This is a genomic window from Rhodococcus sp. NPDC055112, from assembly GCF_053607505.1.
On record NZ_JBSGTR010000007.1, the window covers coordinates 64,065 to 80,622 of the forward strand.

Annotated in this window: 28 protein-coding genes; 4 read left to right on the plus strand and 24 right to left on the minus strand. The window is 65.2% G+C overall.

Going from position 1 to position 16,558, the window contains the following annotated elements:
- Positions 1-3: 3 nt before the first annotated feature.
- The 23 genes from ACWFRB_RS05835 to rpsJ all read right to left on the minus strand — a co-directional run bounded on the left by ACWFRB_RS05835 (position 4) and on the right by rpsJ (position 11,824).
- Entirely contained in the window at positions 4-549 is a 546-nt protein-coding gene (locus ACWFRB_RS05835; RefSeq protein ID WP_027503168.1) for an adenylate kinase, read from the minus strand.
- Positions 546-1,856, minus strand: coding sequence for a preprotein translocase subunit SecY (gene secY / locus ACWFRB_RS05840; RefSeq protein WP_452639487.1), 1,311 nt, complete (start codon positions 1,854-1,856; stop codon positions 546-548). The genes ACWFRB_RS05835 and secY overlap by 4 nt, the downstream gene beginning before the upstream one ends.
- 182 nt (positions 1,857-2,038) lie before the next feature.
- A complete protein-coding gene (rplO, locus tag ACWFRB_RS05845; protein WP_077040845.1) occupies positions 2,039-2,482 on the minus strand; it encodes a 50S ribosomal protein L15 in 444 nt (147 codons plus the stop codon).
- A 2-nt stretch (positions 2,483-2,484) separates the two neighbouring features.
- The gene (rpmD, locus tag ACWFRB_RS05850; RefSeq protein ID WP_027503165.1) at positions 2,485-2,664 is read right to left on the minus strand and encodes a 50S ribosomal protein L30; all 180 of its coding nucleotides are present in this window, start codon (positions 2,662-2,664) and stop codon (positions 2,485-2,487) included.
- A 1-nt stretch (position 2,665) separates the two neighbouring features.
- Positions 2,666-3,316 (minus strand): 30S ribosomal protein S5, encoded by a 651-nt coding sequence (rpsE, locus tag ACWFRB_RS05855; RefSeq protein ID WP_097211074.1) that lies wholly within the window; start codon positions 3,314-3,316, stop codon positions 2,666-2,668.
- A 31-nt stretch (positions 3,317-3,347) separates the two neighbouring features.
- Positions 3,348-3,755 (minus strand): 50S ribosomal protein L18, encoded by a 408-nt coding sequence (gene rplR, locus ACWFRB_RS05860; RefSeq protein WP_077040843.1) that lies wholly within the window; start codon positions 3,753-3,755, stop codon positions 3,348-3,350.
- Position 3,756: 1 nt separating this feature from the next.
- Positions 3,757-4,296 carry a 50S ribosomal protein L6 gene (gene rplF / locus ACWFRB_RS05865; protein ID WP_097211073.1) on the minus strand — a complete coding sequence of 180 codons (540 nt, stop codon included), beginning with the start codon at positions 4,294-4,296 and terminating at the stop codon, positions 3,757-3,759.
- A 14-nt stretch (positions 4,297-4,310) separates the two neighbouring features.
- On the minus strand, positions 4,311-4,709 hold the full coding sequence (gene rpsH, locus ACWFRB_RS05870) for a 30S ribosomal protein S8 (protein WP_050063876.1): 399 nt from the start codon (positions 4,707-4,709) through the stop codon (positions 4,311-4,313).
- 141 nt (positions 4,710-4,850) lie between these two features.
- Positions 4,851-5,036, minus strand: a complete 186-nt coding sequence (locus tag ACWFRB_RS05875) for a type Z 30S ribosomal protein S14 (protein WP_005239644.1) — start codon at positions 5,034-5,036, stop codon at positions 4,851-4,853.
- A gap of 3 nt (positions 5,037-5,039) precedes the next feature.
- Complete coding sequence (gene rplE / locus ACWFRB_RS05880) at positions 5,040-5,606, minus strand: 50S ribosomal protein L5 (RefSeq protein ID WP_077040842.1); 567 nt, start codon at positions 5,604-5,606, stop codon at positions 5,040-5,042.
- A 1-nt stretch (position 5,607) separates the two neighbouring features.
- Positions 5,608-5,922 carry a 50S ribosomal protein L24 gene (gene rplX / locus ACWFRB_RS05885; RefSeq protein WP_027503160.1) on the minus strand — a complete coding sequence of 105 codons (315 nt, stop codon included), beginning with the start codon at positions 5,920-5,922 and terminating at the stop codon, positions 5,608-5,610.
- The gene (rplN, locus tag ACWFRB_RS05890) at positions 5,922-6,290 is read right to left on the minus strand and encodes a 50S ribosomal protein L14 (RefSeq protein ID WP_027503159.1); all 369 of its coding nucleotides are present in this window, start codon (positions 6,288-6,290) and stop codon (positions 5,922-5,924) included. Before rplN ends, rplX begins: the two co-directional genes overlap by 1 nt.
- A 250-nt stretch (positions 6,291-6,540) precedes the next feature.
- Positions 6,541-6,828, minus strand: a complete 288-nt coding sequence (rpsQ, locus tag ACWFRB_RS05895; RefSeq protein ID WP_077040841.1) for a 30S ribosomal protein S17 — start codon at positions 6,826-6,828, stop codon at positions 6,541-6,543.
- On the minus strand, positions 6,825-7,061 hold the full coding sequence (gene rpmC / locus ACWFRB_RS05900; RefSeq protein WP_077040840.1) for a 50S ribosomal protein L29: 237 nt from the start codon (positions 7,059-7,061) through the stop codon (positions 6,825-6,827). Before rpmC ends, rpsQ begins: the two co-directional genes overlap by 4 nt.
- Positions 7,061-7,477, minus strand: coding sequence for a 50S ribosomal protein L16 (gene rplP / locus ACWFRB_RS05905; RefSeq protein ID WP_027503156.1), 417 nt, complete (start codon positions 7,475-7,477; stop codon positions 7,061-7,063). Before rplP ends, rpmC begins: the two co-directional genes overlap by 1 nt.
- Before the next feature lie 3 nt (positions 7,478-7,480).
- A complete protein-coding gene (gene rpsC, locus ACWFRB_RS05910; protein ID WP_077040839.1) occupies positions 7,481-8,290 on the minus strand; it encodes a 30S ribosomal protein S3 in 810 nt (269 codons plus the stop codon).
- On the minus strand, positions 8,290-8,694 hold the full coding sequence (rplV, locus tag ACWFRB_RS05915) for a 50S ribosomal protein L22 (protein ID WP_027503154.1): 405 nt from the start codon (positions 8,692-8,694) through the stop codon (positions 8,290-8,292). Before rplV ends, rpsC begins: the two co-directional genes overlap by 1 nt.
- Positions 8,691-8,972, minus strand: coding sequence for a 30S ribosomal protein S19 (gene rpsS, locus ACWFRB_RS05920; RefSeq protein WP_003940820.1), 282 nt, complete (start codon positions 8,970-8,972; stop codon positions 8,691-8,693). Before rpsS ends, rplV begins: the two co-directional genes overlap by 4 nt.
- 13 nt (positions 8,973-8,985) lie before the next feature.
- Entirely contained in the window at positions 8,986-9,825 is an 840-nt protein-coding gene (gene rplB / locus ACWFRB_RS05925) for a 50S ribosomal protein L2 (RefSeq protein WP_452639491.1), read from the minus strand.
- Between the two features lie 40 nt (positions 9,826-9,865).
- On the minus strand, positions 9,866-10,171 hold the full coding sequence (gene rplW, locus ACWFRB_RS05930; protein ID WP_452639492.1) for a 50S ribosomal protein L23: 306 nt from the start codon (positions 10,169-10,171) through the stop codon (positions 9,866-9,868).
- Positions 10,168-10,848: a 50S ribosomal protein L4 gene (gene rplD, locus ACWFRB_RS05935; RefSeq protein WP_378500605.1), complete on the minus strand. Its 681-nt coding sequence runs from the start codon at positions 10,846-10,848 to the stop codon at positions 10,168-10,170. Before rplD ends, rplW begins: the two co-directional genes overlap by 4 nt.
- The gene (rplC, locus tag ACWFRB_RS05940; RefSeq protein ID WP_452639493.1) at positions 10,845-11,501 is read right to left on the minus strand and encodes a 50S ribosomal protein L3; all 657 of its coding nucleotides are present in this window, start codon (positions 11,499-11,501) and stop codon (positions 10,845-10,847) included. Before rplC ends, rplD begins: the two co-directional genes overlap by 4 nt.
- Positions 11,502-11,518: 17 nt before the next feature.
- The gene (gene rpsJ, locus ACWFRB_RS05945) at positions 11,519-11,824 is read right to left on the minus strand and encodes a 30S ribosomal protein S10 (protein WP_003938093.1); all 306 of its coding nucleotides are present in this window, start codon (positions 11,822-11,824) and stop codon (positions 11,519-11,521) included.
- A 479-nt stretch (positions 11,825-12,303) separates the two neighbouring features.
- Between rpsJ and ACWFRB_RS05950 the strand changes: the two genes are divergently transcribed.
- Entirely contained in the window at positions 12,304-12,780 is a 477-nt protein-coding gene (locus ACWFRB_RS05950) for a hotdog fold domain-containing protein (protein ID WP_452639495.1), read from the plus strand.
- An 18-nt stretch (positions 12,781-12,798) separates the two neighbouring features.
- Here ACWFRB_RS05950 and ACWFRB_RS05955 read toward each other — a convergent pair whose 3' ends face one another.
- A complete protein-coding gene (locus tag ACWFRB_RS05955) occupies positions 12,799-13,602 on the minus strand; it encodes an oxygenase MpaB family protein (protein ID WP_452639496.1) in 804 nt (267 codons plus the stop codon).
- Positions 13,603-13,873: 271 nt separating this feature from the next.
- Between ACWFRB_RS05955 and ACWFRB_RS05960 the strand changes: the two genes are divergently transcribed.
- From ACWFRB_RS05960 to ACWFRB_RS05970, 3 genes are read left to right on the plus strand one after another with little or no spacing between them, the layout of a single operon-like run.
- Positions 13,874-14,857, plus strand: coding sequence for an ATP-binding cassette domain-containing protein (locus ACWFRB_RS05960; protein ID WP_452639498.1), 984 nt, complete (start codon positions 13,874-13,876; stop codon positions 14,855-14,857).
- Positions 14,854-15,669 carry an ABC transporter permease gene (locus ACWFRB_RS05965; RefSeq protein ID WP_452639499.1) on the plus strand — a complete coding sequence of 272 codons (816 nt, stop codon included), beginning with the start codon at positions 14,854-14,856 and terminating at the stop codon, positions 15,667-15,669. Before ACWFRB_RS05960 ends, ACWFRB_RS05965 begins: the two co-directional genes overlap by 4 nt.
- Positions 15,666-16,520 carry an ABC transporter permease gene (locus ACWFRB_RS05970; RefSeq protein ID WP_452639500.1) on the plus strand — a complete coding sequence of 285 codons (855 nt, stop codon included), beginning with the start codon at positions 15,666-15,668 and terminating at the stop codon, positions 16,518-16,520. Before ACWFRB_RS05965 ends, ACWFRB_RS05970 begins: the two co-directional genes overlap by 4 nt.
- The last annotated feature ends 38 nt before the right edge of the window (positions 16,521-16,558 follow it).

The following is a 16,558-nucleotide window of genomic DNA, read 5'->3' on the forward strand; positions in this document are numbered from 1 at the left end:
CTCTTACTTACCGAGCGCGGCGAGTGCGCGCGCGTTGACCTCGTCGACCTCGCCGACGGCGTCGACGGTGACGATCTGACCCGCGTAGTGGTCCAGCAGCGGCGCGGTCTCCTCGCGGTAGACACGCATCCGGTTCCGGATCACGTCTTCCGTGTCGTCCGCGCGACCGCGGGCGAGCATCCGCTCCACCACCACGTCGTCGTCGACCTCGAACGCGAGCACGCCGTCGAGCTTGGCGTTCAGCTCGCCGAGGATGCCCTCGAGCGCCTGCGCCTGATCGACCGTGCGGGGGAAACCGTCGAGCAGGAAACCGTTCACGGCGTCCGGCTCGGAGACCCGGGCGCGGACCATGTTGTTCGTGATCTCGCTGGGCACCAGGTCGCCCGCATCGAGGTACTTCTTCGCCTCGAGTCCAAGCGCCGTCTGCTGCCCGATGTTGGCGCGGAACAGGTCGCCCGTGGAGATGTGCGGAACGCCGAGCTTTTCCGACAGGATGGCGGCCTGAGTGCCCTTACCGGCACCGGGAGGACCAAGGAGGACAAGTCTCACTTGAGGAACCCTTCGTAGTTGCGCTGCATGAGTTGACTCTCGATCTGCTTGACGGTGTCGAGGCCGACGCTGACGAGAATCAGCACTGCCGCACCACCGAAGATGCTGCTACCCGCACTTCCGCTCAGGAAGAAATTGGGAAGCACCGCGATGAGACCGAGGTAGATGGCGCCCGGCAGCGTGATGCGGCTGAGCACGTAGTTGAGGTAGTCCGCCGTCGGGCGGCCGGGCCGGATGCCCGGGATGAAGCCACCGAACTTCTTCATCTCGTCCGCGCGCTCTTCGGGATTGAAGGTGATCGCGACGTAGAAGTAGGTGAAGAAGACGATGAGCAGGAAGTAGATGAGGATGTAGACCGGGTTGCTGGGATTGACCAGGTACTCCTGGATGATCCGCTGCCACCAGCTCGGGTCGGTGGCAGTGCTTGCGCCGGTCAGCTGGGCGATCAGGTTCGGCAGGTACAGCAGCGAGGACGCGAAGATCACCGGGATGACGCCGGCCTGGTTGACCTTCAGCGGCAGGTACGTCGAGGAACCGCCGTACATCTTCCGGCCGACCATCCGCTTGGCGTACTGCACCGGGATGCGCCGCTGGCCCTGCTCGACGAAGACCACGCCCGCGATGAGGGCGAGGGCAGCGACACAGACCATCGCGAAGATCAGTCCGCCGCGGCTGTCGAGGATCGCCCCGCCCTCAGACGGCATGCGCGAGGCGATGCCCGAGAAGATGAGCAGCGACATGCCGTTGCCGACGCCGCGCTCGGTGATCAGCTCGCCGAACCACATCACCAGGGCCGCACCGGCGGTCATCACCAGGACGATGGTCACCAGGCCGAAGATGGACTGGTCGGCGATGATGTCTTCCTGACAGCCCTGCAACAGCTGGCCGCGCGCTGCGAGCGCAACGATGCCGGTGGACTGGAGGACGGCCAACGCGATCGACAGGTATCGCGTGTACTGGGTCATCTTCGCCTGGCCCGACTGGCCCTCCTTGCGGAGTTCCTCGAACCTGGGGATGACCACCGTCAGCAGCTGCACGATGATGCTCGCCGTGATGTACGGCATGATGCCGATCGCGAACACCGACAGCTGCAGCAACGCGCCACCGGAGAACAGGTTGATCAGCGAGTAGATGCCCGCCGAGTCACCACCGGAGATCTGATCGATGCAGGTCTTGACGTTCGCGTAGTCGACGCCGGGAGACGGCAGCGTCGCACCGAACCGGTACAACGCGATGATGCCGAGGGCGAAGAGAATCTTCCGCCTCAGGTCGGGAGTCCTGAGGGCCGAGACGAAGGCGGAAAGCAAAGATCCTCCTGGCACTGGCAAAACGCGAGCGGGATCGCTCACGAGGCGAAATGAACTTTAGAACACTAGCAGTGGCACCCGTTCACTCAGCCCCAATAGACCGTGTGAGTCAGGTTAGACGAATGGCCGCAGCACGCCCCTTCGGGATGCGCTGCGGCCATCGGTCTCGAACTACTGGTGGATCACAGCTCGGTGGTCGTCCCACCGGCAGCGGCGATCTTCTCCTTGGCGGCACCGGTGAACTTGTTCGCGGTGACCTGAACGGACACCGTGAGCTCTCCGTCGCCGAGGACCTTCACGAGCTGGTTCTTGCGAACCGCGCCGGCCTCGACGAGCTCGGCAACGCCAATGGTCCCACCATTGGGGAACAGACGGGCGATATCGCCCACGTTGACGACCTGGTACTCGGTCCGGAACGGGTTCTTGAATCCCTTGAGCTTGGGCAGACGCATGTGCAGCGGCATCTGTCCACCCTCGAAGGCTGCGGGCACGTTCTTGCGGGCCTTGGTGCCCTTCGTGCCGCGACCTGCGGTCTTACCTCGCTTGCCGCCCTCGCCTCGACCGACGCGGATCTTGTCGGACTTGGCACCCGGGGCGGGGCGCAGGTGGTGCAACTTGATGGTCATGGTTAGACCTCCTCAACTGTGACGAGGTGGCGGACCACGTTGACCAGGCCACGGTTCTGCGCGTTGTCCTCGCGGACGACGGTCTGACGGATGCCCTTCAGACCGAGGGTGCGCAGGCTGTCGCGCTGGTTCTTCTTGGTACCGATCGAGCTCTTTACCTGGGTGACCTTAAGTTCAGCCATCTCAGACTCCCTGTCCCGCACGTGCACGCAGCATGCCGGCCGGGGCCACGTCCTCGATGGGCAGTCCGCGGCGAGCGGCCACCTCCTCGGGACGCTGAAGGCCCTTGAGGGCGGCGACGGTCGCGTGAACGACGTTGATTGCGTTGTCGCTACCGAGCGACTTCGACAGGATGTCGTGGATACCCGCGCACTCGAGCACGGCACGCACCGCACCACCGGCGATGACACCGGTACCGGCGCTGGCCGGACGGAGCATGACCACACCGGCAGCCGCCTCACCCTGGATGGGGTGAGTGATGGTGCCGCCGATCATCGGAACGCGGAAGAAGCTCTTGCGAGCCTCCTCGACACCCTTCTGGATGGCCGCGGGAACTTCCTTGGCCTTGCCGTAGCCGACGCCAACGAGCCCGTTGCCGTCGCCCACGATCACGAGCGCGGTGAAGCTGAAGCGACGACCACCCTTGACGACCTTCGACACGCGGTTGATGGTGACAACGCGCTCGATGTGGTCCGACTTCGGGGCCGCCTGGCCGCCACGACGATCGTCACGACCGCCGCCACGACGGTCGCCGCCGCCGCGGTTGTCCCCGGTGTTGGGGCCATTCTGTCCGGCGGGTCCGCTGCCGCCGTCACGCCTCTGACGTCCCGGCATCAGACTGTCCTTCCATTCGTGAACTTCATCATCAGAACTTCAACCCGCCTTCGCGAGCAGCGTCCGCCAGGGCCGCGATGCGACCGTGGTAGCCGTGGCCACCGTGGTCGAAGACCACGGCCTCGACGCCGGCTGCCTTCGCGCGCTCGGCGATCAGCTGACCGACCTTCGCGCTCAGGGCCTTCTTGTCGCCCTCGGCCGCACGCAGGTCCGGCTCGATGGTCGACGCGGCGGCCAGGGTGCGGCCGGCCAGGTCGTCCACGAGCTGGACGTGGATGTGGCGCGAGGACCGGTTCACGACCAGGCGCGGACGCTCGGGCGTGCCCGAGACCTTCTTGCGCAGACGGAAGTGACGACGCGTCTTCGAGAGACGACGCGTGGTGGACGCATCCTTGCCCAGCGGAATCCGCTTGGCTTTCTGGTTTGCAGTCTGGCTCATATCACTTACCCGTCTTTCCGACCTTGCGGCGGATCTGCTCACCCTCGTAACGCACGCCCTTACCCTTGTACGGGTCCGGACGGCGAAGACGACGGATGTTGGCCGAGATCTGGCCGACCTTCTGCTTGTCGATACCCGAGACCGAGAACCGGGTGGGCGTCTCGACGACGAAGGTGATGCCCTCGGGGGCCTCGATCGGCACCGGGTGGCTGTAACCCAGCGCGAACTCGAGGTCCTTGCCCTTGAGCGCGACGCGGTAACCCACGCCGTGGATCTCCATCTTCGTGGTGTAGCCCTCGGTGACACCGGTGATCAGGTTGGCGACCAGGGTGCGCGAGAGGCCGTGCAGCGCGCGGCTGCGACGCTCGTCGTCCGGACGGGTGACCAGAAGGGCACCGTCCTCGCTCTTGGCAACGCTGATCGGCTCGGCGATCGTCAGCGCCAGGGTGCCCTTGGGGCCCTTGACCGAGACGTTCTGGCCTTCGATGGTGACGTCAACGCCCGCGGGGACGGTGACCGGAATCTTTCCAATACGCGACATTGTGGTGGCCTCCCTTACCAGACGTAGGCGAGGACTTCGCCGCCGACGCCCTGCTTGGCCGCCTGACGATCCGTGAGCAGGCCGGAGGACGTGGAGATGATCGCCACGCCGAGGCCGCCCAGGACCTTGGGCAGGTTGGTGGACTTCGCGTAAACCCGGAGGCCGGGCTTGGAAACGCGCCGGACACCCGCGAGGCTGCGCTCACGGCTGGGTCCGTACTTCAGGTCGACGATGAGGGTCTTGCCCACCTCGGCGTCCTCGGTACGGAAATCGGAGATGTAGCCCTCGCGCTTGAGGATCTCGGCGATGTTCGCCTTGATCTTCGAGTGGGGAAGCTTCACCTCGTCGTGGTACGCCGAGTTGGCGTTGCGCAGACGCGTCAAGAAGTCTGCGATTGGATCGGTCATGGTCATGGGGTTGACCTGTTCACCTTTCTCGCAGCGGTTCCCATGCAACACCGGGGTCGGCACTCGTGGAGCACCTGCCGGCCGTGGGCCTACAGCGAAGGGGTTTTCCTTTGGACTGGCTCACGGATGCAAGCCAGAAGTGTTTGGTTACCAGGAGCTCTTGTGAACGCCCGGCAGCTCGCCCGCGTGCGCCATCTCGCGAACGCAGATTCGGCACAGGCCGAACTTGCGGAACACCGAGTGGGGGCGGCCGCACCGCTGGCAGCGGGTGTAGGCGCGCACCGCGAACTTGGGCTTCTTGTTGGCCTTGTTGACCAGTGCCTTCTTCGCCATGGCTCAGTTCTCCTTGAACGGGAAGCCGAGGTGCTTGAGCAGGGCACGGCCTTCTTCGTTGTTGGTCGCGGTCGTCACGACGGTGATGTCCATACCGCGCGGGCGATCGATCTTGTCCACGTCGATCTCGTGGAACATCGACTGCTCGTTGAGACCGAAGGTGTAGTTGCCGTTGCCGTCGAACTGCTTGCCGGACAGGCCGCGGAAGTCCCTGATACGGGGCAGCGCGATGCTGACCAGGCGGTCGAGGAACTCCCACATGCGGTCGCCACGGAGGGTGACGCGCGCGCCGATCGGCATGCCCTCACGCAGCTTGAACTGCGCGATGGACTTGCGGGCCTTGCGGATCTCGGGCTTCTGGCCGGTGATCAGTTCGAGGTCGTTGACCGCGCCGTTGATCAGCTTCGCGTCGCGGGCGGCGTCGCCGACACCCATGTTGACGACGACCTTGACCACGCCGGGGATCTGCATGACGTTCGCGTACTCGAACTCCGCGTTCAGCGCGTCCTTGATCTCGGCGCGGTAGCGGGTCTTCAGACGGGGAACGATCTTGTTCTCAGTGCTAGTCATCTCAGATGTCCTTCCCGTTCTTACGGGAGATCCGAACCCGCTTGCCGTTCTCGTCGGTGCGGTAGCCAACGCGAGTTGCGTTACCGTCCGAGTCCACGACCTGCACGTTCGACACGTGGATCGGGGCTTCCTGCGTCACGATGCCGCCGGAGGAGGCGCCACGCTCGTTCGCGGAGACCGCGGTGTGCTTCTTGATCCGGTTCACGCCCTCGACGAGGACCTTCTCGGTCGCCGGAAAGGCCTGGATGACCTTGCCCTTGGCGCCCTTGTCCTTGCCGGCGATGACCAGAACGGTGTCACCCTTGTGCACCTTCATCACAGCACCTCCGGGGCGAGCGAAACGATCTTCATGAACTTCTTGTCGCGCAGCTCACGACCCACGGGTCCGAAGATGCGGGTGCCACGGGGATCGTGATCAGGCTTGATGAGAACGGCAGCGTTCTCATCGAACTTGATGTACGAGCCGTCCGGACGGCGGCGCTCCTTGGTGGTGCGGACGATGACGGCCTTGACGACCTCGCCCTTCTTGATGTTTCCACCCGGGATGGCGTCCTTGACGGTGGCGACGATGATGTCGCCGATCCCGGCGTAGCGACGAGACGAACCGCCGAGAACGCGGATGCAGAGAATCTCCTTGGCACCCGTGTTGTCGGCGACGCGCAGTCGCGACTCCTGCTGAATCACTGATCTCTCCTAAGACCTGGATTTTCGTACGCACCGGATTACCGACCCGATGCGCGCGGTCTGTTACCCAGCCGTACCCACATGCGGGCATGCGGAGGCACAGGCAACCGCTCTAGTGTAGGGAACACGCCGAGGGAATCCAAATCGCGCGTTATCGGCGTCGATTGTGGTTGTGCACTCCCCCGCTGGTCGCACACGCGAAACGGCCCGCCCCCAACCGGGGACGGGCCGTTTCGGTGTAGTGCTCTTCTTACTTGGCCTTCTCGAGCACCTCGACCAGACGCCAGCGCTTGGTCGCCGACAGCGGTCGGGTCTCCATGAGCTGGACGCGGTCGCCGATGCCGGCGATGCCGTTCTCGTCGTGCGCCTTCACCTTGGTGGTACGGCGGATGATCTTGCCGTACAGCGGGTGCTTCACACGATCCTCGAGCTCGACAACGATCGTCTTCTCCATCTTGTCGGAGACGACGTAGCCGATGCGGACCTTGCGGGTCCCACGCTCTTCAGTCACTGCGGTGTCCTTCTCGTTCTCACTCATGCCGCGTCTCCCGCACTCGGGGCGGCTGCGAGGCCGAGCTCACGCTCGCGCATGACGGTGTAGACGCGCGCGATCTCGTGGCGGACAACGCGCAGACGACGGTTGTTGTCCAACTGACCGGTCGCCATCTGGAAGCGAAGGTTGAACAGCTCTTCCTTCGACTCGCGGAGCCGGGTGACCAACTCTTCTTCGCTGAGCTCACGGAGCTCTGCGGCTGGGGTTCCAGTAGCCATCAGAACTGCTCCTCCCTCGTGACGATCCTGCACTTGCACGGGAGCTTGTGCATCGCGCGGCGCAGGGCCTCGCGAGCAATCTCCTCGTTCGGGTAAGTCATCTCGAACATGACCCGACCGGGCTTGATGTTCGCGACCCACCACTCGGGCGAACCCTTACCGGAACCCATTCGGGTCTCGGCAGGCTTCTTCGTGAGCGGGCGATCCGGGAAGATGTTGATCCAGATCTTGCCGCCACGCTTGATGTGGCGCGTCATTGCGATACGAGCGGACTCGATCTGACGGTTGGTGATGTAGGCGGGCTCGAGAGCCTGGATGCCGTAGTCACCGAAGGTCACCTGGGTTCCGCCCTTGGCGGCACCCGAACGGCTCGGGTGGTGCTGCTTGCGGTGCTTGACCCGACGGGGGATCAACATGCGTCAGCCCTCCTGATTCGTCTCGGTCGAAGCCGGAGCTTCTGCGGTGGCGGTCGCTGCGCGGCCGGCCTCGGTGCTGGTCGCCGTGGTGCCCGAGGCACCGGAGCGACGCGGACGGCTCGGACGCTCGCGACGGGGGCGATCGCCTGCCGGGGCTGCAGCGCTGGCGATGGCTTCACGCTTGCCGCCGACGATGTCGCCCTTGTAGATCCAGACCTTCACGCCGATGCGGCCGAAGGTGGTCTTGGCCTCGTAGAGCCCGTAGTCGATGTCCGCACGCAGCGTGTGCAGCGGAACCCGACCCTCGCGGTAGAACTCCGAGCGGGACATCTCGGCGCCGCCGAGACGGCCCGAGCACTGCACCCGGATGCCCTTGACGTTCGGCTGACGCATGGCCGACTGGATGGCCTTGCGCATGGCGCGACGGAAGGCGACACGGTTCGACAGCTGCTCCGCAACACCCTGGGCCACGAGCTGGGCCTCGGCCTCAGCGTTCTTGACCTCGAGGATGTTGAGCTGGACCTGCTTGCCGGTCAGCTTCTCCAGCTCGGCGCGGATGCGATCGGCCTCGGCGCCGCGGCGACCGATGACGATGCCCGGACGCGCGGTGTGGATGTCGACGCGAACCCGGTCACGGGTGCGCTCGATCTCCACCTTCGCGATGCCGGCCCGCTCCATGCCGGTGGCGAGGAGCTTGCGGATGGCGACGTCTTCCTTGACGTACTCCGCGTACTGCTTGTCTGCGTACCAGCGAGACTTCCAGTCGGTGGTGATGCCGAGGCGGAAGCCGTGCGGGTTGATTTTCTGGCCCACTACTGAGCACTTCCCTTCCGGCGATTGCGGGTCGAGGTGCCGGCCTTGGGCAGGCTCTCCACGATCACGGTGATGTGGCTAGTGCGCTTGCGGATCCGGAACGCACGGCCCTGTGCACGCGGCTGGAACCGCTTGAGGGTCGCACCCTCGTCCACGAACGCCGTGGCGACGACAAGCGTGCTCGGGTCCAGGTCGAGGTTGTTCTCGGCGTTGGCCGCTGCGGAGGCGATCACCTTGGCGACCGGCTCGCTCGCTGCCTGCGGCGCGAACTTCAGGATCGACAGCGCGTCCTCGACGGAACGCCCGCGAACCAGATCCACAACACGACGCGCCTTCATCGGCGTCACACGCACGTGGCGCGCGACGGCCTTGGCGGTCGGGTTGGCGGTTTCGGTGTTACTCATCGCCTCTTCGCCTTCCGATCATCCTTGATGTGACCCTTGAACGTGCGGGTCGGTGCAAACTCTCCGAGCTTGTGTCCGACCATCGAGTCGGAGACGAACACGGGGACGTGCTTACGGCCGTCGTGGACCGCAAACGTGTGTCCGATGAAGTCCGGGATGATCGTGGAACGACGGGACCAGGTCTTGATGACCTGCTTGGTTCCCTTTTCGTTCTGCACATCCACCTTCGCGAGGAGGTGGTCATCGACGAACGGGCCCTTCTTCAGGCTGCGTGGCATTCTGAACTCCCTCCTAGCGCTTGTTCTTGCCGGTACGGCGGCGGCGGACGATGAGCTTGTCGCTCGGCTTGTTGGGCTTGCGGGTACGGCCCTCAGGCTGTCCCCACGGGCTGACCGGGTGGCGACCACCGGAGGTCTTGCCCTCGCCACCACCGTGCGGGTGGTCGACCGGGTTCATCACGACACCACGGACGGTCGGGCGCTTGCCCTTCCAGCGCATACGGCCGGCCTTGCCCCAGTTGATGTTCGACTGCTCAGCGTTGCCGACCTCGCCGACGGATGCGCGGCAGCGCACGTCGACGCGACGGATCTCACCGGAGGGCATACGCAGGGTCGCGTAGGGGCCTTCCTTGCCCAGCAGCTGGATGCTGGCGCCTGCGGAGCGGGCCATCTTGGCGCCGCCACCCGGACGCAGCTCCACACCGTGGATGGTGGTACCGGTCGGGATGTTGCGCAGCGGCAGGTTGTTGCCCGGCTTGATGTCGGCACCGACACCGGACTCGACCTTCGCGCCCTGCTTGAGGTCCTTCGGCGCGAGAATGTAGCGCTTCTCGCCGTCGGCGTAGTGCAGCAGGGCAATGTTGGCGGTGCGGTTGGGGTCGTACTCGATGTGAGCGACCTTGGCCGGCACGCCGTCCTTGTCATTGCGACGGAAGTCGATCAGACGGTACGCACGCTTGTGCCCGCCACCCTTGTGACGGGTGGTGATGCGACCGTGTGCGTTACGTCCACCGCGACCGTGCAGCGGGCGGATAAGCGACTTCTCGGGCGTCGACCGAGTGATCTCGGCGAAGTCCGAGACGCTCGAGCCACGACGGCCCGGGGTAGTCGGCTTGTACTTACGGATTCCCATGAGTCTTCTCGTCCTCTATATCTCGTCAAGTCCCAGACGCTTACGCGACCGGGCCTCCGAAGATCTCGATGGGCTTGCTGTCGGCCGAGAGGGTCACGAGCGCGCGCTTGGTGTCCTTGCGCTTGCCGAAACCGAACTTCGTCCGCTTACGCTTGCCCTGACGGTTGGCGGTGTTGACGCTGGTCACCTTGACGCCGAAGACCTTCTCGACGGCAATCTTGATCTGCGTCTTGTTCGAGTCCGGGTGCACCAGGAAGGTGTAGGTGCCTGCCTCGATCAGTCCGTAGGACTTCTCCGAGATGACCGGGGCCAGCAAGATGTCGCGGGGATCAGCGATGGTGCTCACTTGCTCTCCTCCTTGCTGTCTGCCTGGGCGGACTCGGCCGGCCCGTGGATGAACGCGTTGAGCGCCTCGACGCTGAACACAATGTCATCGCTGTTGAGCACGTCGTACGTGTTGAGCTGGTCGGGTGCGATGGGATGCACGCCTTCCAGGTTCTGCACGCTCTTCCATGCCGCGATGTCTGCACGCCCGACGACGAGCAGAAGCTTCTTGCGATCCGAGATCTCGCCGAGGAACGACTTCGCGCCCTTGGTGGACGGGGTCTGACCCGACACCAGTTCGGTGATCACGTGGATGCGCTCGTTGCGGGCCCGGTCGGAGAGGGCACCGCGCAGGGCGGCGGCCTTCATCTTCTTGGGGGTCCGCTGGCTGTAGTCACGCGGCTGCGGGCCGTGGACGACGCCACCACCGGCGAACTGCGGGGCGCGGGTCGAGCCCTGACGGGCGCGGCCGGTGCCCTTCTGACGCCACGGCTTCTTGCCACCACCGCGAACCTCGCCGCGGGTCTTGGTGGAGTGCGTGCCCTGACGTGCCGCAGCGAGCTGCGCGACGACGACCTGGTGCATCAGCGCGATGTTGGCCGTTGCGTCGAAGATCTCGGCGGGCAGGTCGACGGTCCCGTTGGTGCCGCCACCGGCGGTGCGGACGTCGAGGGTCAGCTTGGTTGCGGTCTCGGTCATGCGGACGCACCACCCTTCACTGCGGTCTTGACGATCACGAGACCACCCTTGCGGCCCGGGATCGCACCCTTGATGAGAAGCAGACCGTTCTCGGCGTCCACCTTGTGGACCGAGAGGTTCTGCGTCGTGATGCGGTCGCTACCCATGCGGCCCGACATGCGCATGCCCTTGAACACGCGGCCGGGAGTGGCGCAGCCACCGATCGAACCCGGGCGACGGTGCACAGCCTGCGCGCCGTGAGAGGCGCCCTGGCCGGCGAAGCCGTGCCGCTTCATGGTTCCGGCGAAGCCCTTGCCCTTGCTGGTTCCGGTGACGTCGACGTAGGCGCCGTCCTCGAAGACCTCGGCGGTGAGCTCCTGGCCGACCTCGTACTCGGAGGCGTCCGCAACGCGGAGCTCCACGACGTGGCGACGGGGGGTCACACCGGCCTTGGCGAACTGGCCGGACTCCGGCTTGTTGACCTTGCGCGGGTCGATCGCACCGAAAGCGAGCTGCACGGCGCTGTAGCCGTCGCGCTCCTGGGTACGAATCTGGGTGACCACGTTCGGTCCGGCCTTCACGACGGTGACCGGGACGACCCGGTTGTTCTCGTCGAAGACCTGGGTCATGCCGAGCTTGGTGCCCAGGATTCCCTTGATCTTGTTCTCAGTCATTGTTGTCTCCGCCGCGCTCACTGGATGTTGACATCGACGCTGGCAGGCAGATCGATGCGCATGAGCGCGTCGACTGTCTTCGGCGTCGGGTCGAGGATGTCAATGAGCCGCTTGTGGGTACGCATCTCGAAGTGCTCGCGCGAATCCTTGTACTTGTGCGGCGAGCGGATGACGCAGTACACGTTCTTTTCAGTCGGCAACGGCACCGGTCCAACGACACGGGCCCCGGTACGGGTCACCGTCTCGACGATCTTGCGCGCTGACGCATCGATCGCCTCATGGTCGTAGGCCTTGAGCCTGATGCGGATCTTCTGTCCCGCCACGCTTGTGTCCTCTTCCTTGCCCGTTATGAATTAGGCCCTTGTAGACCCGGGGGGGCTACCTCGTTCGTGTAGACCCGTCATGGGCTACCTCGTTTGCACAGTTCCTGCCTTGCCCATGACTGTCCGAACGTTGGCGACCGGGCAAGTACCCGATCCGCTGCCGCTGTTCATCTGTCATGGTTCTCCGGTACACGCGGTCGGGCGTGTCGCCCTACCTCTCATACTCAGGGCACAATTGTCCCCTGAACATGAATACCGGATGCGCTCGCAAGTGAGCGCAGGTACTGCTTCCGTCCTGCATTGGCCTCGGCCCCGCACTGACTGCCGGAACTTCGGTCATCTCTCGCCCGCCGCCGGACGCAGTGAACACGACCGGGGTCTAGGCAACCCGAACAGTATGCCGCAGACCGGCCAGGAGTTCAAATCCGACATGAGGCGCCCGGACGCAAAAGAACTTACTGCAAAGTAAGATAGCGCCCATGACGATTCAGACACCCACCTACCGCGGCTGGCTCAAGCTCCCAAGGAACCGCGTCGGCTCGACACTGTTCTCGCTGGGCATGTGCCTGCGGGTGCCCTACTTCGCGACGGTGCTCCCCCACGTCACCCGCCTCGAGCCAGGGCTCTGCGAGGCGAGGGCGCCCAAGTGGTGGGGCGTGCACAACCACATCGGCACCTTCCACGCCATCGCCGCATGCAACCTCGCCGAGGCGGCGATGGGCATGCTCGCGGAGGCAACAGTGCCCACCTCACACCGATGGATCCCGAAGTCGATGAACACCCGGTACATCACCAAGGCCGACACCGGACTGCGCGCCGTGGCGACGGTGCCGGACCTGCCGGACTTCGCCGAGATCACCTCCGGCACGGACCTCGTGGTGTCCGTCGCGCTCTACGACAAGGCAGGCACCGAGGTGGTGCACGCCGACATCACCATCTGGGTGAGCCCGAAGTAGCCGCAGGCGGCTGCGCCCTCAGGCCGCGAGCGAACCCCGCGAGCGCAGCCGCCTGCGCATGTCCCAGAGGTATACGGACCTGGGTGCATGTCGGATCACCCTCGGAATCCGGGGGTACACCCAGGAAGCCAGCGTCATCACCCGATCGAACCTGCGCTGGTCCCGTTCGTTCCATGACAGCTCGAACTGCTGCCGCAATCGCTCGGGCAGCAGCCCCGTCGTCAGCCACCGATACGCGGGCAGATTCGCGCGGATGAGAAGCGGAGCCCGGACCGGATGGAAGAGGTCCCTCGAGACGGCCCGGACCTTCGCGTCCACCTCGGCACCGTCAATCTGCTGCTTCCAGTACGCGGCGAACTCGGCACGATCGCGCGGCCAGAGTCCGTCCGGCACCTGCAGCGCGGTGCCCAAGATCGCGTACTCGCGGTACAGGGCGTCGGCATTGGCGTCGTCGAGCCCGCCGAAGACGCGTTCGTACAGGGTGACGGCGCTCTCGTAGAGGGTGGCGGCCACCCACAGCTGGAGCTGCGGGTCGAAGGCGCTGTAGTCGTCCGAGCGCACCTTGGCGTGCGCCTTGTTGACCATCCTGATGACGGCCGCTCGTTCCTCGTCGGTGCCGTAGACGACTGCATATATATAGGTCATCGTCGTCCGCAGCCGATCGACCGCCCGATAGGCGAAATCACTGTGGTCAGCGACCCCGTGACCGACGCCACGATTCGCCACCTGGAGCAGGATCGCCCGCCCGCCGGCCGCGAGCATGATCCCCTCGCCCGCCAGATCCTGGATTGTCACTGCCGCCCGTCGAGTCATGATCGTCATGCAACCACACCGGGGCGCTGTTCACCAGACCTTTCGGGATGACGATCGAAAGCAGTGCTCAATAGCAACATACGAAGTCGTGAGAGCATCAGTAGTCAGAGATTGATGGTTAACTTAGACGACAAATCCCCACGTCGGAGACAGGCCGAGCACCCGGGCGGACCAACTCGTCGCGACATCGAGCCCGCACGACGGGAAACCGGACCCCAACATGCGACGAATCCAGCGCTGTCGACCACCCGCGAAGTGGACGCATGACATACTCGCGTGCATGCCTTCACCCCACTCTGCCGTCCTGGTCGAGGGAATCCAGAAGTCGTTCGGCGACGTGCACGCACTGCGCGGCGTCAGCTTCGAGGTTCCCCGAGGGACCGTGCTCGGCATCCTGGGCCCGAACGGCGCAGGTAAGACCACCACGGTCAACGTGCTCTCGACGCTGCTGCGCCCCGACTCGGGCCGCGCGTTCGTGGCCGGTCACGACGTGGCGACGCAGGCCGCCTCGGTGCGACGCAGCATCATGACGACCGGCCAGTACGCGGCACTGGACGAATCACTGACCGCCCGCGAGAACCTCGTGCTCTTCGGGCGACTCCTGGGTTTGACCAAGCAGTCCGCGAAGGGCCGCGCAGAGGAACTGCTCCGCCAGTTCGATCTGGGGTACGCCGCCGACCGCAAGGTGTCGGGCTTCTCGGGCGGCATGCGGCGGCGCGTCGACATCGCCTGCGGCCTCGTCACCCGACCCGAGGTGGTCTTCCTCGACGAGCCGTCCACCGGCCTCGACCCCCGTAGCCGCCAGGGTGTGTGGTCGCTGGTGTCCGAGCTCAAGCAGCAGGGCATCACCATCCTGCTGACGACGCAGTACCTCGAAGAGGCCGACGTCCTCAGCGACAACATCGTCGTCATCGACAAGGGCACCGTGATCGCCGAGGGCACCGCCGATCAGCTCAAGGAGCGCACCGGCGGCAGCTACTGCGAGGTGGTGCCCGTGCAGCTCGCGGACCTGCCTCGGGTCTTCAACGTGCTGATGAGCCTGGTCCCGCCCGAGTACATCACCGAGACCGGACACGACCGGCTCTCGATTCCCGCGCAGTACGGCGCGCAGACCCTCGCCGAGGTGCTGCGCCGGCTCGACATCGCGCGGATCCCGCTCGCCGACATCGCGCTGCGCCGTCCGTCGCTCGATGACGTGTTCCTGGCACTGACCGGAACGAGGGCAGACGACGAGGAATCCGAGCAAGCGAGCGTCGCGTCGTGACGGCGGTCGCCGCCAGCCCGGTCGTGATCGCACGCACCGGGCGGCACCGCAAGCCGCAGCTGTCCAGCGTGCAGCAGTGGCTGGCGCTGTCCGGACGCAACGTGCACACCATGTGGTCGCACGGACAGATCTTCGTCGCGGTCCTGGCTCCCCTGATCTTCACGCTCGGCTTCTACCTGCCGCTGAAGTTCGTCATGAAGGTCCAGGGCATCGACTACGCACAGTTCGTGATGCCGATCATCGTGCTGCAGGCCATGGCCTTCACCGCCATCTCGGCGGCAGGCCGCGCCGCGTCCGAAGCATCCAACGGGATGAACGCGCGGTTCCAGACGATGCCGATCTTCCCCGCGGTCCCGCTGGCCTCGCGGGTGACCGCGATGTTCATCCATGCGGTGATCTCGCTGGCCGCCGCGGTCACCTACGGCTACGTCATCGGGTTCCGCTTCGTCGGCGGCACATCACTCGCCGTGGTTTTCTGCGCGATGGCGCTCGGCGTCGGCATGACTCTCGCGATGGCGGGCGACGCTCTCGGCACCCTGACCAGGAGCCCTGAAATCACCAGCCAGTCGCTGACCCTTCCGCAGCTCATCCTCGGCATGTTCTCGAGCGGGTTCGTCCCGGAATCGCAGTTCCCCGAGTGGTCCCAGGGCTTCGTGCGGAACCAGCCGATTTCACAGTTCTCCGTCTCGATGCGCTCGATGGCCGAGGGCGGCATCACCCTGCACCAACTGACGCCGTCGCTGCTCTGGATCGGTGGACTGCTGCTCGTCTCGGTCCCGCTGTCGATCTGGGCGAACGTGAGGCGAGGATGACCGACCTTCAGACCCGGGCGGCGGCCCCCGTCACCCACAGCTTCCCCGTCGTCACCGACCCGCCGTCCGAGACGTCCTGGCCCGCCCTCTACGAGCACAGCTTGCTGCAGGCAGGCAGGCTGCTCCGCGGTTGGCTCCGTGACCCCTTCACCATCCTGCAGGCGGTCATCTACCCCGCCGTCACCATGCTGATGTTCTGGGCCGTGCTGGGGATCTCGATCACCAAGGCGACCGGGGTGAACAGCATCTTCGGCACCGCCCCGATGATGACTCTGGTCGGCGCCATGTTCGGCTGCATCGCGAGTGGCCTGTCACTCAAGAAGGAGTGGAAGACCGGCCTGCTGGCACGCTTCTGGATCCTGCCGATGCATCGTGCGGCCGGTCTGGTGAGCCGCCTGATCGCCGAGTCGATCCGCATCATGATCACCACGGTGCTGATCGTGCTGGTCGCCATCCCGCTCGGTTTCCGGTTCACTCAGGGCTTCCTCCCTGCCGTCGGCATGCTGTTCGTCCCGCTTCTACTCGGACTGGGATTCGCGACACTGGTCACCATGTTGTCGGTGATGGCAGCCAAGGCGCCCCTGGTGGAGCTCCTCTCGCTGCTGTGCACCCTGCTGATGTTCTTCAACTCCGGGTTCGTGCCGACCGCGGCCTACCCGCCGTGGCTACAGAATTTCGTCGAGAACCAGCCCATGTCGTGCGCGATCGACACGATGAAGGGCCTGACCCTGGGTGGCCCGGTCGCGGAGCCGTTGATCAAGACGGCACTGTGGTCGATCGGGGCGGTGCTGGTGTTCACCTACCCCGCCATCAAGGGCTACCAGAGGGCCGCACACAACCCGGCCTCGTAGCCCCTCCCAGCTCCTCCGCTCAACGAAGAAAGGCCCCG

What these genes read in the sequence shown, in the direction of transcription:
- rplO (WP_077040845.1), bottom strand. Translation starts at nt 2,482, where the DNA reads ATGACCATCAAGTTGCACCACCTGCGCCCCGCCCCGGGTGCCAAGTCC.
- rpmD (WP_027503165.1), bottom strand. Translation starts at nt 2,664, where the DNA reads ATGGCTGAACTTAAGGTCACCCAGGTAAAGAGCTCGATCGGTACCAAG.
- rpsE (WP_097211074.1), bottom strand. Translation starts at nt 3,316, where the DNA reads ATGCCGGGACGTCAGAGGCGTGACGGCGGCAGCGGACCCGCCGGACAG.
- rplR (WP_077040843.1), bottom strand. Translation starts at nt 3,755, where the DNA reads ATGAGCCAGACTGCAAACCAGAAAGCCAAGCGGATTCCGCTGGGCAAG.
- rplF (WP_097211073.1), bottom strand. Translation starts at nt 4,296, where the DNA reads ATGTCGCGTATTGGAAAGATTCCGGTCACCGTCCCCGCGGGCGTTGAC.
- rpsH (WP_050063876.1), bottom strand. Translation starts at nt 4,709, where the DNA reads ATGACCATGACCGATCCAATCGCAGACTTCTTGACGCGTCTGCGCAAC.
- ACWFRB_RS05875 (WP_005239644.1), bottom strand. Translation starts at nt 5,036, where the DNA reads ATGGCGAAGAAGGCACTGGTCAACAAGGCCAACAAGAAGCCCAAGTTC.
- rplE (WP_077040842.1), bottom strand. Translation starts at nt 5,606, where the DNA reads ATGACTAGCACTGAGAACAAGATCGTTCCCCGTCTGAAGACCCGCTAC.
- rplX (WP_027503160.1), bottom strand. Translation starts at nt 5,922, where the DNA reads ATGAAGGTGCACAAGGGTGACACCGTTCTGGTCATCGCCGGCAAGGAC.
- rpsQ (WP_077040841.1), bottom strand. Translation starts at nt 6,828, where the DNA reads ATGAGTGAGAACGAGAAGGACACCGCAGTGACTGAAGAGCGTGGGACC.
- rpmC (WP_077040840.1), bottom strand. Translation starts at nt 7,061, where the DNA reads ATGGCTACTGGAACCCCAGCCGCAGAGCTCCGTGAGCTCAGCGAAGAA.
- rplP (WP_027503156.1), bottom strand. Translation starts at nt 7,477, where the DNA reads ATGTTGATCCCCCGTCGGGTCAAGCACCGCAAGCAGCACCACCCGAGC.
- rplV (WP_027503154.1), bottom strand. Translation starts at nt 8,694, where the DNA reads ATGAGTAACACCGAAACCGCCAACCCGACCGCCAAGGCCGTCGCGCGC.
- rpsS (WP_003940820.1), bottom strand. Translation starts at nt 8,972, where the DNA reads ATGCCACGCAGCCTGAAGAAGGGCCCGTTCGTCGATGACCACCTCCTC.
- rplB (WP_452639491.1), bottom strand. Translation starts at nt 9,825, where the DNA reads ATGGGAATCCGTAAGTACAAGCCGACTACCCCGGGCCGTCGTGGCTCG.
- rplD (WP_378500605.1), bottom strand. Translation starts at nt 10,848, where the DNA reads ATGACCGAGACCGCAACCAAGCTGACCCTCGACGTCCGCACCGCCGGT.
- rplC (WP_452639493.1), bottom strand. Translation starts at nt 11,501, where the DNA reads ATGACTGAGAACAAGATCAAGGGAATCCTGGGCACCAAGCTCGGCATG.
- ACWFRB_RS05950 (WP_452639495.1), top strand. Translation starts at nt 12,304, where the DNA reads ATGACGATTCAGACACCCACCTACCGCGGCTGGCTCAAGCTCCCAAGG.
- ACWFRB_RS05955 (WP_452639496.1), bottom strand. Translation starts at nt 13,602, where the DNA reads ATGACGATCATGACTCGACGGGCGGCAGTGACAATCCAGGATCTGGCG.
- ACWFRB_RS05960 (WP_452639498.1), top strand. Translation starts at nt 13,874, where the DNA reads ATGCCTTCACCCCACTCTGCCGTCCTGGTCGAGGGAATCCAGAAGTCG.
- ACWFRB_RS05970 (WP_452639500.1), top strand. Translation starts at nt 15,666, where the DNA reads ATGACCGACCTTCAGACCCGGGCGGCGGCCCCCGTCACCCACAGCTTC.